The sequence below is a fragment of the Pseudonocardia sp. DSM 110487 genome, from assembly GCF_019468565.1.
In the GTDB taxonomy this organism is placed as follows: domain Bacteria; phylum Actinomycetota; class Actinomycetes; order Mycobacteriales; family Pseudonocardiaceae; genus Pseudonocardia.
Map to the genome: position 1 here is coordinate 5,166,670 of NZ_CP080521.1, position 13,378 is coordinate 5,180,047.

Consider the following 13,378-nt stretch of genomic DNA (forward strand, 5'->3'; position numbering starts at 1 on the left):
CCGTCGGGGTTCTTCGGCCTCTTGCCGGCCCGACGGAGCGGGATTCGAGCCACCGCGCCGGGACTACTGGGCCGAGGTGCTGCCCGAGCCCGGCTGGGAGGCACGGGTCGTCTCAGGGGCCTTTTCGGTGGCCTTGGCCTGCCCCTCGGGAAGCGACTTCGGCTCCGGCGAGGCGGGCTGGTCGGCCGGCGCGTCGCTCTTGGCGGCCTCGTCGTTCTTCATGCCCTTCATCTCGCCCCTGAACACCCGGGCGGACTGACCGATGGACCGGGCCATGTCCGGCAGGCGCTTGGCACCGAACAGGAGCACCAGGATCCCGATGAGGATCACAAGCTCCCAGCCGCCGAGGTTCGGCATGGTTATCGTCCTTCCGCCGTGAGCAGTCGTGGGAAGTCTACGCGGACCCCGCTCAGGCCGATCCGTCTCGTCGCTCGCCCGCCAGTGCGCGAAGCACGGCCACCCGCTCCGCCACCCCAGCTCGCAGCGCAGCTCCCTCGCGCGCGAACCGCCGCACGGGTGGCAGCGCGAGGACGAGCAGCACCACGAGCAGCACGACCCCCACCCCGGCCGTCAGCATCACCAGCAGCACGTCACCCATCCCCTCGCTCCCGATCGACCGCGTCGAGCGCCTCGCGCGCCCTCGTCGCCACGGATTCCACCAGATCCGGCGGCTCCAGCAGCCGCGCCCCGCCGCCGAGGCCCAGCACGAGCCGGACCAGCCACGCGGGATCGGCGTAGCGCATGAGCACCTGTACCCGCTCGTCGCCGAGCTCCACGACCTCGTCGACGGGGTAGTACTCGGCCACCCAGCGCGCCTCGCGCTCCAGCAGCAGCACCGCCGACCGGTGCTCCGCGCTGGGCCGGAACAACCCCTCGGACACGTCCGTCGGCTCCGCGTCCGGCGGCGGCGCCGCCGGCTCGTCGAGCACCGCGACGTCCTCGACGCGGTCGAGCCGGAACAGCCGCACCCCTTCCGCCCGCCGGCACCAGGCCTCCAGGTAGCCGCGGCCGTCGACGATGAGCAGCCGCATCGGGTCGATCGTGCGCTGCGAGACCGCGTCGCGGCCCGCCGTGTAGTAGACGATCCGCATGGCTCGCCCCGCCACGAGCGCGTCGCGCACTGCGGCCGTGGTGGCGGCCTCTTCCCGCGTCGGGCCGTCCATCGCGACGCCCGCGAGCCCGGCGTCGCCCACGGCGCGCTCCACCTTCGCCGCAGCCCGGCGCACGGCCTCGGTGTCGGCGACGCCCGGTACGTCGGCGAGCGTGCGCAGCGCCATCAGCAGCGCCGTGGCCTCCGCGGTGGTGAGCCGCAACGGCCGGCGCATACCCGCATCGTGGGTGACGGTGACGGTGTCGCCGGAGAAGGACAGGTCGACCAGGTCGCCAGGGCCGTAACCGGGCAGCCCGCACATCCAGAGCAGCTCGAGGTCGCGGCGCAGCTGCTTCTCGGAGATGCCGAAGTCGGCCGCCGCCTCGGCGACCGGGATGCCGGGGCGGGCCAGCAGGTAGGGCACCAGGGAGAGCAGCCGCGGCAGGCGCTCGGTGACGCCGCCCGTACTCACTGCCGGCCCCGCTGCGCTCGGATGAAGGTCAGTACGGACTGCGGCGACATCGATGTGCTCGCAGGTTCGCTCATGTGCGCGCCAGCGGCTCGGTGTGGGCCGCCACCGCCGCCGCCCAGTTCGCCCGCACGGCATCGGCGAGGCGCTGCGGGCCCAGCACGGCGACGTCCGGGCCGTGGCCCGCGACCCAGCGGGCGAGGGTCTCCACGTTGCGCAGATCAAGCTCCACCGCATCGCCCGCGCGTCCGGCGTGGGCGTGCCGTCCGACGACGCGGCCGAGGCGGCGCAGCCCGTGGGCGCGACCGTCGGCGATCCAGACACGCGCGGTGTCGGTGGCCGGGGGCGGGTCGACGCCCATGCGGACCATCTCCATCAGGTCGACGCCCTCTGGCACCCGCACCGCTCCGGCCGGCCCGACCGGGGTGACCGGCTCCATGATCCGGGAGATGCGGAAGCAGCGCGGGGCCTCGCGGTCGCGGTCGTAGCAGCACAGGTACCAGCGCCCGCGCCACGACACCACACCCCACGGCTCCACCGTGCGCCGCTGGACGGGCCCGCCCACGCCGCCCCGCTGGTGGTCGAACGTGACGGCACGACCGGCCCGCACCGCGGCGAGCAGCGGCGCGAAGGCCGGGTCGGCGGCGCGCACCCGCGGCTGCACGCGTCCCTGTTCCTCGTCGACCTCGACACCGGCGGCGCGCAGCTTGACCAGCGCGCTGTGGGCGGGCATCGCCAGCTCGGGCGAATCCCACAGCCGCGCGGCCAGCGCGACGGCCGCGGCCTCGTCCGGTTCGAGGTCGATCTCACCGAGCTCGTAGTCCTGGCGGGCGATCCGGTAGCCGTCCACCGTGTCGAAGGTGGACAGCCGCCCGGTCTCGAGCGGAACGCCGAGCTCGCGCAGCTCGGCCTTGTCGCGCTCGAACATCCGGAAGAACGCCTCGTCGCCGCGCGCGTCGGCGTACCCCGGCACGATCTGCCGGATCCGTTCTGCGGTGAGGTACTGCCGGGTGGACAGCAGGCAGAGGACCAGGTTCACCAGCCGCTCGGCCCGGGCAGAGGACACCACGGCATCGTACGACCGGGCGGCCGTGCTTCGTGGCCGACCGGCGCAAACCCCGGCCCGGACGCTCGGTTACAGCGACGCGATCAGGCGCTCCACCCGCTCGTCCACGGCCCGGAACGGGTCCTTGCACAGCACGGTGCGCTGGGCCTGGTCGTTGAGCTTGAGGTGCACCCAGTCGACGGTGAAGTCGCGGCCTGCGGCCTGGGCGGCGGCGATGAAGTCGCCACGCAGCTTGGCGCGGGTGGTCTGGGGCGGGGTGTCCTTGGCCGCCTCGATCTCGCCGTCGTCGGTGACGCGGTCGACCATGCCCTTGCGTTGCAGCAGGTCGAACAGCCCGCGCCCGCGGCGGATGTCGTGGTAGGCGAGGTCGAGCTGGGCCACCCGGGGGCTCGCGAGGTCGAGGCCGTTGCGCTCGCGGTACCGCTCGACGAGCCGGTGCTTGATGGCCCAGTCGATCTCGCGGTCGATGCGCGACAGGTTCCCGCTCTCGACGGCGTCGAGCGTGCGCCCCCACAGGTCGAGCACGCGCGGGATGGTGGGGTCGGCGCTGCCGCGCGTGCGGACGTGCTCGACGGCCTTGGCGTGGTACTCGCGCTGGATGTCCAGCGCGCTGGCCTCGCGCCCGCCCGCGAGGCGGACGGTGCGGCGGCCGGTGAGGTCGTGGCTGATCTCCCGGATGGCGCGGATCGGGTTGTCCAGCGTGAAGTCCTTGAACTGGACGCCCGCCTCGATCATCTCGAGCACGAGGGTGGCCGACCCGACCTTGAGCAGGGTGGTGACCTCGGACATGTTGGAGTCGCCGACGATGACGTGCAGCCGCCGGTAGCGCTCGGCGTCGGCGTGCGGCTCGTCGCGGGTGTTGATGATCGGCCGCGACCGGGTGGTGGCGCTGGAGACGCCCTCCCAGATGTGCTCGGCCCGCTGCGACAGGCAGTACACGGCGCCGCGCGGCGTCTGCAGGACCTTGCCCGCGCCGCAGATGAGCTGCCGGGTGACGAGGAAGGGCAGCAGCACGTCGGCGATCCGGGAGAACTCCCCGGCCCGTGCCACCAGGTAGTTCTCGTGACAGCCGTAGGAGTTGCCCGCGGAGTCGGTGTTGTTCTTGAACAGGTAGATGTCGCCACCGATGCCCTCGTCGACCAGCCTGCGTTCGGCGTCGACGAGGAGGTCCTCGAGGATCCGCTCCCCCGCCTTGTCGTGGGAGACGAGCTGGGCGAGCGAGTCGCACTCCGCGGTGGCGTACTCGGGATGGCTGCCCACATCCAGGTAGAGCCGGGCGCCGTTGCGGAGGAACACGTTCGACGAGCGCCCCCACGACACCACCCGGCGGAACAAATAGCGTGCCACTTCGTCGGGCGACAGGCGTCGCTGCCCGTGGAAGGTGCACGTGACCCCGAACTCGGTCTCGACGCCGTAGATCCGCCGCTGCATCCAGCAAGCGTAAGCGGAGAGAGCCGAGTCGTGTTACGCCTGTGACCGACTGGCCGTGTCGTGTCCTTCCTCCGGCCGTCGTCACTCGGCCATGTGCGTACTGTCAAGTCGTGCTGCCCTGGATTCGGCGGGCCACCGACGAGGTGGTCGACGCCGATCGCGCGATCTCGCGCAGGATCTCGGCGATCCCGCCGAGCCCGTTCGACACCGCCATGAAGATGGTGTCGGTCGCCGCCAACCACAGCGTTCTGTGGTTCACCATCGCCGCGATCCTCGCGGCGCGGCGCGGGGCGAGCCGCAAGGCCGCCGCGCGCGGCGTGCTGGCCATCGCGGGCGCGAGCGCCACGGCCAACAGCCTGCTGAAGCCGATGCTGCCGCGCAGGCGCCCCGCCGCGGCCGAGCTGCCCGCCTATCAGACCCTGCGCAACCCGCCGAAGTCGTCGTCGTTCCCGTCCGGGCACGCCGCATCGGCGGCCGCGTTCGCCACCGCCGTGGCCCTGGAGAGCCCGAAACTGGGGCTCGCCGTCGCGCCGCTCGCGGTGTCCGTTGCCTACTCGCGGGTACACGTCGGCGTCCACTGGACCACCGACGTGCTGGTGGGTGCCGCCGTCGGCAGCGGGATCGCGCACGCCACGCGGCGGTGGTGGCCGGTCCGGCGCTCCGACGAGGCGAGGGCCCGCCCGCTGGACACCGTGCCCGAGCTGCCGGACGGCGAGGGCCTCGTGCTGATCTCCAACCAGCGCTCCGGCGACGCGGCCTACGACCCGGCGGACGACCTCGAGAAGGCGCTGCCGGCCGCCGTCGTGCTGCGCGCAACACCTGACCAGGACATCGACGCCCAGCTCGAGGCCGCCGTCGCCGAATGCGACGGGTGGGCGCGGGCGATCGGCGTCGCGGGCGGCGACGGGTCGGTGGCCGCGGCCGCGACGGTGGCGGGCCGGCGGAACCTGCCGCTCGTGGTGGTGCCGACGGGCACGCTCAACCACTTTGCGCGGGACGTCGGCGTGTACGACATGCAGGAGGCGGTGGACGCCACCGGCGCGGGCGAGGCCGTCGCCGTCGACCTGGGTGTGGTGGACGTCCACCCGGGCCACGGCGCCGACCCGGCGAGTGAGGCCGTGATGCGCCAGCGCTACTTCCTCAACACCGCGAGCCTCGGCTCCTACCCCGACCTGGTGCGGCTGCGGGAGAAGTGGCAGGGCCGCTGGGGCAAGTGGCCCGCGTTCGCCGCGGCTCTCGTGGTGGTGCTGCGTCGGGCGGAGCCGGTCCGCATCAAGGTGGACGGGCGCTGGCTCGCGGTCTGGCTGCTCTTCATCGGCAACGGGCCCTACCACCCCCGCGGCATGGTGCCGGCCTGGCGGCCTTCGCTCGACTCCGGCCTGCTCGACGTGCGGTGGCTGCGCGCCGACATCCGGTTCTCGCGCCTGCGGGCCGTGGTCGCGCTCGTACTGGGCGCGCTCGGGCACAGCCACGTCTACCACCAGCGTGAGGTCGGTGAGCTGGACGTCGAGCTGGCGGTGCCCGGCATGCTCGCCACCGACGGCGAGGTGGTCGAGGAGGCCGGGCGCTTCACGTTCCGGGTGGCCGAGCAGCGGGTGCCGGTCTACCGCCGCCACGAGGACAACTGGAGCGGCAGGGACCGGCCCTTCCTCGGCTGAGGGCAGGATGAGGGCACGAACGGGCGGCGGTGTGGCCGTCCGCGTGTCGACGGGGGATGACGACGGTGCGTGCACTCGCGGTGACGGTGGCGGTCATGTGCCTCGGTGCCGGCTCGGCCGCCCCGGCGGCTGCCCAGCCAGCCGGGCCGGACGCGGCGGCGATCGCGGCGGTCGTACAGGCCCACGTCGGCGCCACCCGGCTGCCGGGCGTGGCGGTCGCGATGATCAAGGACGACAGGGTTCTGCACCTCGCCGGGTACGGTCACGACTCCCGCGGCGAGCGCGTCACCGAGAAGACGCCGATGTGGCTCGGCGGGGTGTCGGAGTCGTTCACCGCGATGGTGTTGTCGCAGCTGGCGGGACCGGGGTTCGTCCCGCTGGACGATCCGGTCGTCGCACACCTGCCCGAGTTCACGACGGCCGACCCGCGCTCCGCGCAGATCACCGTGCGCCAGCTGCTGAACCACACCTCGGGCCTGCCCGCCACCCACGACGGGTCGGAGGGCCGCCCGCGATCGCTGCAGGAGGCCGTGGCCGGGCTGCGCGGCGTCACGCTCGCGTCCGTGCCCGGGGAGCGACGGGTGCGCAGCGAGGTCGGCTACCAGGTCGCGGCCCGGCTCGTGGAGGTGGCGACGCGGCGTCCGTTCGACACGGTTCTCTGGGACCGCGTGCTGTTCCAGGTGGGCATGGCCGCCACCACGGCCGTCGCAGGCACCCGGGACCTCGTGCCGGGCCTCGTGGACGGGCACGACCGGTTCCTCGGCGTGAGCCGGCCGCAGGCGGAGCCCGACCGGTTCGTCGACGGATCCGGCGGCATCGTGAGCCCCGCGGAGGACGTCGCCACCTGGCTGCAGTTCAACGCGGGCTGGGGCCTGCGCACGGTCATGGCGGGCGACGGGCTGCGCGAGGTGCAGCGGATCGGTTGGGAGGAGCGCACTGGCGGGGAGCTGGTACTGCGCGGGCGCACGGCCACCGCGTCGGCCACGCTGGTGCTGATGCCCGGGCCGACGCCGGAGGAGCGCTACGGCGTCGCGGTGCTCGCGAACAGCCGCGAGCCCCTCGACGGCGGGGACGGGACGGGGCCGAGCGATGTGGACGACCTCGCGGACGAGCTCGTCGCCCTCGTCCGCGGGACGACGCCACCCGCTCCCGCCCTGCCACTGGCGTTCCTCGCCGAGCTGCTCCTCGTCGCCGCCGCGGTGGGGGCGATGGTCGTCGCGGCCGTGGCGGTGCCGCGGTCCCGGAGGTGGGCGCTGCGTCGGCCGGGCAGCCGAGCGCTGCGGCTCGTCCCGTACGCCCTGCCGCTGCTGCTGCTCGCGGCTTTGCCGCGCGCCGCGGGGCCGCTCGTCGGCGGCGTCACGTTCCGCGACCTCGCCGAGGGGTGGCCGACGGCGCTCGTCGCGGCCGAAGTGGTCGCCGCCGCCGGTGCGGTGGTGCTGGCCTCGCGGCTCTCTCTACGCGCTGGCCCGCGTGCGCTCCGTCAGCCCCCGTACGGAACCGTGAGCACCTCCAGGTTGTGGCCTTCCGGCGAGTCGAAGTAGAGCCCGCGCCCGCCGTCGTTCGTGTTGAAGCCGGGGCTGCGCCGGCCCGGGTCCGCCCAGGTGGGCAGCCCGCGCTCCCGTAGGCGTTCCGCGACGGCGTCGAACTCGTCCTCGCTGATCAGGAACGCGTAGTGCTGGCTGACGATCTCGCCGTCGACGTCCATGAAGTCGAGGCTCACGCCGTTGGCCAGCTCCACGACGGCGAACGGACCGAACGTCCCCGGCTCGGGCAGGCCGAGCACGTCGCTGACGAAGCGGGCGCCGGCGCGCTTGTCGTGGGTGTAGACGATGGTGTGGTTCAGCTCGATGGCCATGCGCCCAGGATGAAACCTGAAGCGGGGTTCACGTCAAGGCCGGCGGGTGCGGCGGCCACGAACTCAGGAACCGGACGCCGGGCTGTCCCCGTTCACCGCTCCACTGCCCGCCGGGGCCTCGTCGCCACCCGCCTCGGCCCCGCGGCCGCCGCTCACGGCCCGGTTGGCCTCGGGGAGCAGGTCGCGCAGCACGTTGCCGGTGATGCGGCGGAAGGTTCGCCGCGAGCGGGTGCGGTCGAGCACTGCGACCTCCAGCGTGCCGGCCCCGAGCACCTCGTGGGCGCCCCCGTTCGCGGTGGTCCCCGACTGCAGCGCCTCCACCGCGATCGCGATGGCCTCCCCCAGCTCCAGCCCGCTGCGGTAGGTCTCCTTGAGCTTGGTGCTGATCGGCTCCGTGGTGCCGCCCATCACGACGAACTGCGGCTCGTCGGTGATGGAGCCGTCGTAGGTGATCCGGTAGAGCTGGTCGGACCCGGGGTCGGGGCCGACCTCGGCGAGACACAGCTCCACCTCGTAGGGCTTCTGCTGCTCGACGAACGATGTGCCCAGCAGCTGGGCGTAGCCGTTGGCGAGCCCGCGCCCGGTGACGTCGCGGCGGTCGTAGGTGTAGCCGCGCAGGTCGGCGTGGCGGATGCCGGCGGTGCGCAGGTTGTCGAACTCGTTGTAGCGGCCCACCGCGGCGAACCCGATGCGGTCGTAGATCTCCGACACCTTGTGCAGCGCGGTGGAGCGGTTCTCGGCGACGAACAGCACGCCGCCGGTGTAGGTGAGCACGACGACGCTGCGGCCGCGGGCGATGCCCTTGCGCGCCAGCTCCGACCGGTCGCGCAGCAGCTGGTCGACCGACGAGTAGAACGGCATCGTCACGGCAGGGACTCCTGGTACGTCGAGGGGGAGCGGATCACGGGGATGATCGTCATCCTCCAGGGTTCTCGGTGCGGGCCGCCACGACGTCGCGCGCGATCGCCTCGATCTCCTCCTCGGGCCGGCGCACGGCACCGTCCGGGCCGGTGATGGTCGCGACCACGGGGAAGATCCGGCGGGTGAGGTCGGGCCCACCCGTGGCGGTGTCGTCGTCGGCGGCGTCGTAGAGCGCCTCGACGGCGGTGCGGACGGCGCCGGCGAGGTCGGCGGTGGGGTCGTGGCGCTTCTTCAGCGCGGACTTCGCGTACACGGAGCCGGACCCGATGGCGTGGTAGCCCAGCAGCTCGTCGTAGCGCCCGCCCGCGGCGTCGTAGGTGATGATCCGGCCGGCTTTCGCCGGCTCGGCGTCGACGTCGTAGCCGACGAGGATCGGCACCACGACGAACCCCTGCATCGCCGCGGGGAGATTGGCCTGGACCATGCCGGCCAGCTTGTTGGCCTTGCCGTCGAGGGAGAGGGACACGCCCTCGGTCTTCTCGTAGTGCTCGAGGTCGACGCTGAACAGGCGTACCAGCTGCAGGCCGTTGGCGGCCGTGCCGGCGAAGCCGACCGCGGAGTAGGTGTCGGTGATGAACACCTTCTCGATGTCGCGCTGGGCGATCACGTTGCCCTGGGTGGCGCGCCGGTCACCGGCGATCACGACGCCCTCCGAGAACGTGAGCGCGACGATCGTGGTGCCGTGCGGGACGTCGAGCGTGCTCGCCGCGCCCGCGCCTGCGGCCGGCACAGCGCCCGGCGGTACCCGGCCGGGCATCAGGTGCGGCGCGGTGGCGGCGACGAAGTCGGTGAACGACGTGACGCCGGGCGCGAGGTACGCGCCAAGGCCGGTGGGCACGCCGAGGGGCGGACGCTCGGGGAACGTCATGGTCAGGTGAGAGCCTCTCTCCGGGCGGGTGCGGTACGGGTGTGGCGACTGCGGTGCTCGGGGCGGCTACTCGCCACCCTTCTGCACGTAGGCCCGGACGAAGTCCTCGGCGTTCTCCTCGAGCACGTCGTCGATCTCGTCGAGGATCGTGTCCACGTCCTCGCCGAGCTTCTCACGCCGCTCCTGGCCTGCCGCAGCGGCGTCGGCACCCTCTTCGTCGTCGCCGCCGCCACCGCCCTGGCGCTTGGTCTGCTCCTGGGACATGGTGAATCCTCCTCGCGCCTGCCCGACCACCGCTGCCGTCCTGCATGCGGCGTGCCGGATCGGTGTAGATGAACACTACCTAGCGGATGGGCGACACGCCCGGGTTTGCGGCCGGGTCGGTGGGCGCGTCGGGCGCGCCTCGCCCGATCAGCCGCGGGTGAGTGCCTCGACGAGCTCCTCGGCGGTGCGGGATCGATCCAGAAGCTCCCCGACGTGGCGGCGCGTGCCGCGCAGGGGCTCGAGCGTGGGGATCCGCACCAGCGACTCGCGGCCGAGGTCGAAGATCACCGAGTCCCACGACGCGGCGGCGACCTCGGCCGGATAGCGCTCCAGGCAACGACCGCGGAAGTACGCCCTGGTGTCCTCGGGCGGACGTCGCATCGCCGCCACGACGTCGTCCTCGGACACGAGGCGCTTCATCGACCCGCGCGTCACCAGGCGGTTGTAGAGGCCCTTGGCCATGCGCACGTCGGTGTACTGGAGGTCGACCAGCGCGAGGCGCCCGGAGTTCCAGTTCAGGCCGTCGCGCTCGCGGTAGCCCTCGAGCAGCCGCAGCTTCGCCGTCCAGTCCAGGCGGTCGGCCGTGCTCATCGGGTCGCGGGTGAGGTCGTCGAGCACCTCGCCCCACAGCGTCAGCACCTCGGCCGTGGCGTCGTCGACGTCGGCGCCGAGGGTGTTCTCGACGTGCTTCTGCGCCTTCTCGAAGTACGCCCGCTGCACGTCGAGGGCGGTCATCTTCCGGCCGTCGGTGAGGTCGAGCAGCGTCTTGAGCGAGGGGTCGTGGCTGATCCGGTGGACCGAGCGCACCGGCTCGGACAGGCGCAGCTCGTCGAACCGGACCCCGGACTCGATCATGTCCAGCACGAGCGCCGTGGTGCCGACCTTGAGCAGCGTGGAGTACTCGCTCATGTTGGCGTCGCCGATGATGACGTGCAGGCGGCGGTACTTGTCGGCGTCGGCGTGTGGCTCGTCGCGGGTGTTGATGATGCCGCGCTTGAGCGTGGTCTCCAGCCCGACCTCGACCTCGATGTAGTCGCTGCGCTGGGAGAGCTGGTAGCCCGCCTCGTCGCCGGTGGCCCCGAGCCCGACCCGGCCCGCCCCGCAGATCACCTGGCGCGTGGCGAAGAACGGCATCAGGCCGGCCACGATCGACGGGAACGTGGTCTGGCGCGACATCAGGTAGTTCTCGTGCGAGCCGTAGCTCGCGCCCTTGCCGTCGACGTTGTTCTTGTACAGCTGGATCCGGGGCGCCCCTGGCACGGTGGCTGCGCGTTCCGCGGCCTCCTCCATCACCCGCTCCCCCGCCTTGTCCCAGACCACGACGTCGCGTGGAGTGGTGACCTCCGGCGTGGAGAACTCGGGGTGGGCGTGGTCGACGTAGAGCCGTGCGCCGTTGGTGAGGATGACGTTGGCGGCGCCCAGGTCGTCCAGCTCGGACTCGGCGGGGTTGTGCATCGTGGGCGCCGAGAGGTCGAATCCGCGGGCGTCGCGCAGGGGCGACTCCACCTCGTAGTCCCATCGGGCGCGCCGGGATCGCGGGATGTCGGCGGCCGCCGCGTAGGCGAGCACCACCTGCGTTGAGGTGATCACCGGGTTGGCGGTCGAATCGCCCGGGACCGAGATCCCGTACTCGACCTCGGTGCCCATGATCCGGCGGGCGGTCATCGGCCGACCTCGACGTGCGTCATGGGGGCGAGCGTAGCCGCGTGCAGAGGTCATGATGAGGGGGTGCGGCCAGTCGATGAACCCGTGGCGATCTACGACGAGGGCGGCCGGGTCGTCGGCGTGGCGCCCCGCGGTGTCGTGTACCGGGAGGGTCTCTGGCACGCCAGCACCGGCGTGCTCGTGCGCAGCGGGGACGGCGAGCGGGTCTACCTGCACCGCCGTTCGCCCGACAAGCTGATCTTCCCAGGGTGCTATGACTGTTGGGCGGGCGGCGTACTGGGGCCAGGAGAGACGCCCGACGACGCCGCCGCCCGCGAGCTCGACGAGGAGCTGGGCGTGCGCGGCGTCCCGCTGACGCCGATCGACCGCTTCGCCTACGACGACGGAAACGTGCGCTACCACGTCTTCCTCTACGAGGCGCGGTGGGACGGGCCGATGCGCCACCAGCCGGAGGAGGTCGTGTGGGGCGGTTGGGTGACGGTGGCGGAGCTGCGTGATGTGCTCGCCGACCCGGCACGCCCGTTCGCCCCGGACGGGCGGGCCGGGATCGAGCGATGGTTGGCGGGGGACGCTTTGGAGGTGGGAGATGGGTGAACGGTCCTATCGGAGCGCGACGGAGCTCGTCGGCGCGATGGCAGGGGGCGAGGTCTCGGCGGTGGAGCTCGCGGAGGAGGCGATCGCGCGGATCGAGCGGTACGAGCCGACGCTGAACGCGGTGTGCGTGCGGGACTTCGAGCGAGCCCTCGACGCCGCGCGCGCCGCCGACGCGGCGCGCGCCCGGGGCGACGGCCGGCCGCTGCTCGGGGTGCCGATGACCGTCAAGGAGTCCTTCCACGTGGCAGGCCTGCCCACGACGTGGGGAATCCCGGAGTTCACGGACTTCGTGGCCGACGAGGACGCCGTCGCGGTGGAGCGGGTCAAGGAGGCAGGCGCCGTCGTCCTCGGCAAGACGAACGTGCCGCTCGTCCTCGGCGACATGCAGAGCTACAACGCGATATACGGGACCACCGGCAACCCGTGGGACCCGGAGCGGATCCCCGGCGGGTCGTCGGGCGGGTCGTCCGCGGCGCTTGCGGCCGGGTACGGCGCCCTGTCCATCGGCTCGGACATCGGCGGCTCCCTGCGCAACCCGGCGCACTACTGCGGCGTCTACGCCCACAAGCCCACGCTCGGGCTGCTCCCGCTGCGCGGGCACACGGCACCGGGGATGCCCGTGCTGCCGGTCGAGAGCGACCTGGCGGTGATCGGCCCGATGGCGCGCACCGCGTCGGACCTGGCGCTCCTGCTGGACGTCCTCGCCGGGCCCGACCCGCTCGGCAGCGGCATCGCCTACCGGCTCGCGCTGCCGGCGCCACGGCACACGGTGCTGGCCGACTTCCGGGTGCTGGTCGTCGACACCCACCTGCTGATCCCGTCGGCGGAGAGCGTGCGCACCGCGATCGGCAACTTCGCCGACGCGCTGACCGAGTCGGGCGCGAAGGTGGAGCGGGACAGCCGGCTGCTGCCGGACCAGGCCGACAACGCCCGGCTGTACATGCACCTGCTGATGTCGACGCTCGGCGCGCGGTTCCCGGCGGAGATCTACGAGCACACCCGAGCGGCCGCCGCGCAGCTGGATCCCGCCGACACGAGCCTCGACGCCGAACGGACCCGCGGCACGGTGCTCAGCCACCGCGACTGGCTCGCGGCCGACGGCAGGCGCGCGGTGCTGCGGCAGCGCTGGAGCGAGCTCTTCACCGAGTTCGACGTGGTGGTCTACCCGGTCATGCCGACCCCGGCGTTCCCGCACGACCACAGCCCCATGGGAGGCCGGACGATCAGCATCGACGGGGCCGACCACGACTACCTGGACCAGCTCGCGCTCGCCGGCGCGGCGACGGTCCCCGGCCTCCCGGCCACCGCGCTGCCCATCGGCCGCTCCGACGAGGGACTGCCGATCGGCGTGCAGGCCATCGGGCCGATGTTCGGGGACCGCACCACGATCCGGTTCGCCGAGCTCGCCGAGCGCGAGTTCGGCGGCTTCACACCACCCCCGCTGGACAGCTGACGCGCGATCCCTCTCGGCCTGCAACAGGCGACTTCACACACCCA

14 protein-coding genes are annotated in these 13,378 nt (G+C 72.8%); 4 read left to right on the forward strand and 10 right to left on the reverse strand.

Annotated features, from left to right (window positions below):
• Positions 1-63 precede the first annotated feature (63 nt).
• The 5 genes from tatA to pafA form a co-directional block, all read right to left on the reverse strand.
• The gene (tatA, locus tag K1T35_RS24165; protein ID WP_220253979.1) at positions 64-357 is read right to left on the reverse strand and encodes a Sec-independent protein translocase subunit TatA; all 294 of its coding nucleotides are present in this window, start codon (positions 355-357) and stop codon (positions 64-66) included.
• Between the two features lie 52 nt (positions 358-409).
• Positions 410-598 (reverse strand): hypothetical protein, encoded by a 189-nt coding sequence (locus tag K1T35_RS24170; RefSeq protein WP_220253980.1) that lies wholly within the window; start codon positions 596-598, stop codon positions 410-412.
• Complete coding sequence (locus tag K1T35_RS24175; RefSeq protein ID WP_255620648.1) at positions 591-1,562, reverse strand: YafY family protein; 972 nt, start codon at positions 1,560-1,562, stop codon at positions 591-593. The genes K1T35_RS24170 and K1T35_RS24175 overlap by 8 nt, the downstream gene beginning before the upstream one ends.
• Before the next feature lie 70 nt (positions 1,563-1,632).
• A complete protein-coding gene (locus K1T35_RS24180; RefSeq protein WP_220253982.1) occupies positions 1,633-2,625 on the reverse strand; it encodes a YafY family protein in 993 nt (330 codons plus the stop codon).
• Positions 2,626-2,694: 69 nt separating this feature from the next.
• Positions 2,695-4,056 carry a Pup--protein ligase gene (gene pafA, locus K1T35_RS24185; RefSeq protein ID WP_220253983.1) on the reverse strand — a complete coding sequence of 454 codons (1,362 nt, stop codon included), beginning with the start codon at positions 4,054-4,056 and terminating at the stop codon, positions 2,695-2,697.
• Between the two features lie 110 nt (positions 4,057-4,166).
• Between pafA and K1T35_RS24190 the strand changes: the two genes are divergently transcribed.
• Together K1T35_RS24190 and K1T35_RS24195 are read left to right on the forward strand one after the other, a co-directional pair.
• A complete protein-coding gene (locus K1T35_RS24190) occupies positions 4,167-5,714 on the forward strand; it encodes a phosphatase PAP2 family protein (protein WP_370645126.1) in 1,548 nt (515 codons plus the stop codon).
• A gap of 56 nt (positions 5,715-5,770) precedes the next feature.
• Positions 5,771-7,255: a serine hydrolase gene (locus K1T35_RS24195; RefSeq protein WP_220253984.1), complete on the forward strand. Its 1,485-nt coding sequence runs from the start codon at positions 5,771-5,773 to the stop codon at positions 7,253-7,255.
• Here the strand turns inward: K1T35_RS24195 and K1T35_RS24200 are convergent.
• The 5 genes from K1T35_RS24200 to dop all read right to left on the reverse strand — a co-directional run bounded on the left by K1T35_RS24200 (position 7,195) and on the right by dop (position 11,287).
• Entirely contained in the window at positions 7,195-7,569 is a 375-nt protein-coding gene (locus K1T35_RS24200; RefSeq protein ID WP_220253985.1) for a VOC family protein, read from the reverse strand. The two genes, K1T35_RS24195 and K1T35_RS24200, sit on opposite strands and share 61 nt — an antisense overlap.
• Positions 7,570-7,632: 63 nt before the next feature.
• The gene (gene prcA, locus K1T35_RS24205) at positions 7,633-8,436 is read right to left on the reverse strand and encodes a proteasome subunit alpha (RefSeq protein ID WP_220253986.1); all 804 of its coding nucleotides are present in this window, start codon (positions 8,434-8,436) and stop codon (positions 7,633-7,635) included.
• Between the two features lie 49 nt (positions 8,437-8,485).
• Complete coding sequence (prcB, locus tag K1T35_RS24210) at positions 8,486-9,358, reverse strand: proteasome subunit beta (RefSeq protein WP_220253987.1); 873 nt, start codon at positions 9,356-9,358, stop codon at positions 8,486-8,488.
• A gap of 66 nt (positions 9,359-9,424) precedes the next feature.
• Entirely contained in the window at positions 9,425-9,622 is a 198-nt protein-coding gene (locus K1T35_RS24215) for a ubiquitin-like protein Pup (RefSeq protein WP_220253988.1), read from the reverse strand.
• A gap of 147 nt (positions 9,623-9,769) precedes the next feature.
• A complete protein-coding gene (gene dop, locus K1T35_RS24220) occupies positions 9,770-11,287 on the reverse strand; it encodes a depupylase/deamidase Dop (protein WP_220253989.1) in 1,518 nt (505 codons plus the stop codon).
• A 63-nt stretch (positions 11,288-11,350) separates the two neighbouring features.
• Between dop and K1T35_RS24225 the strand changes: the two genes are divergently transcribed.
• Positions 11,351-11,881 (forward strand): NUDIX hydrolase, encoded by a 531-nt coding sequence (locus K1T35_RS24225; RefSeq protein ID WP_220253990.1) that lies wholly within the window; start codon positions 11,351-11,353, stop codon positions 11,879-11,881.
• Positions 11,874-13,334 (forward strand): amidase, encoded by a 1,461-nt coding sequence (locus K1T35_RS24230; protein ID WP_220253991.1) that lies wholly within the window; start codon positions 11,874-11,876, stop codon positions 13,332-13,334. Before K1T35_RS24225 ends, K1T35_RS24230 begins: the two co-directional genes overlap by 8 nt.
• Positions 13,335-13,378 lie beyond the last annotated feature (44 nt).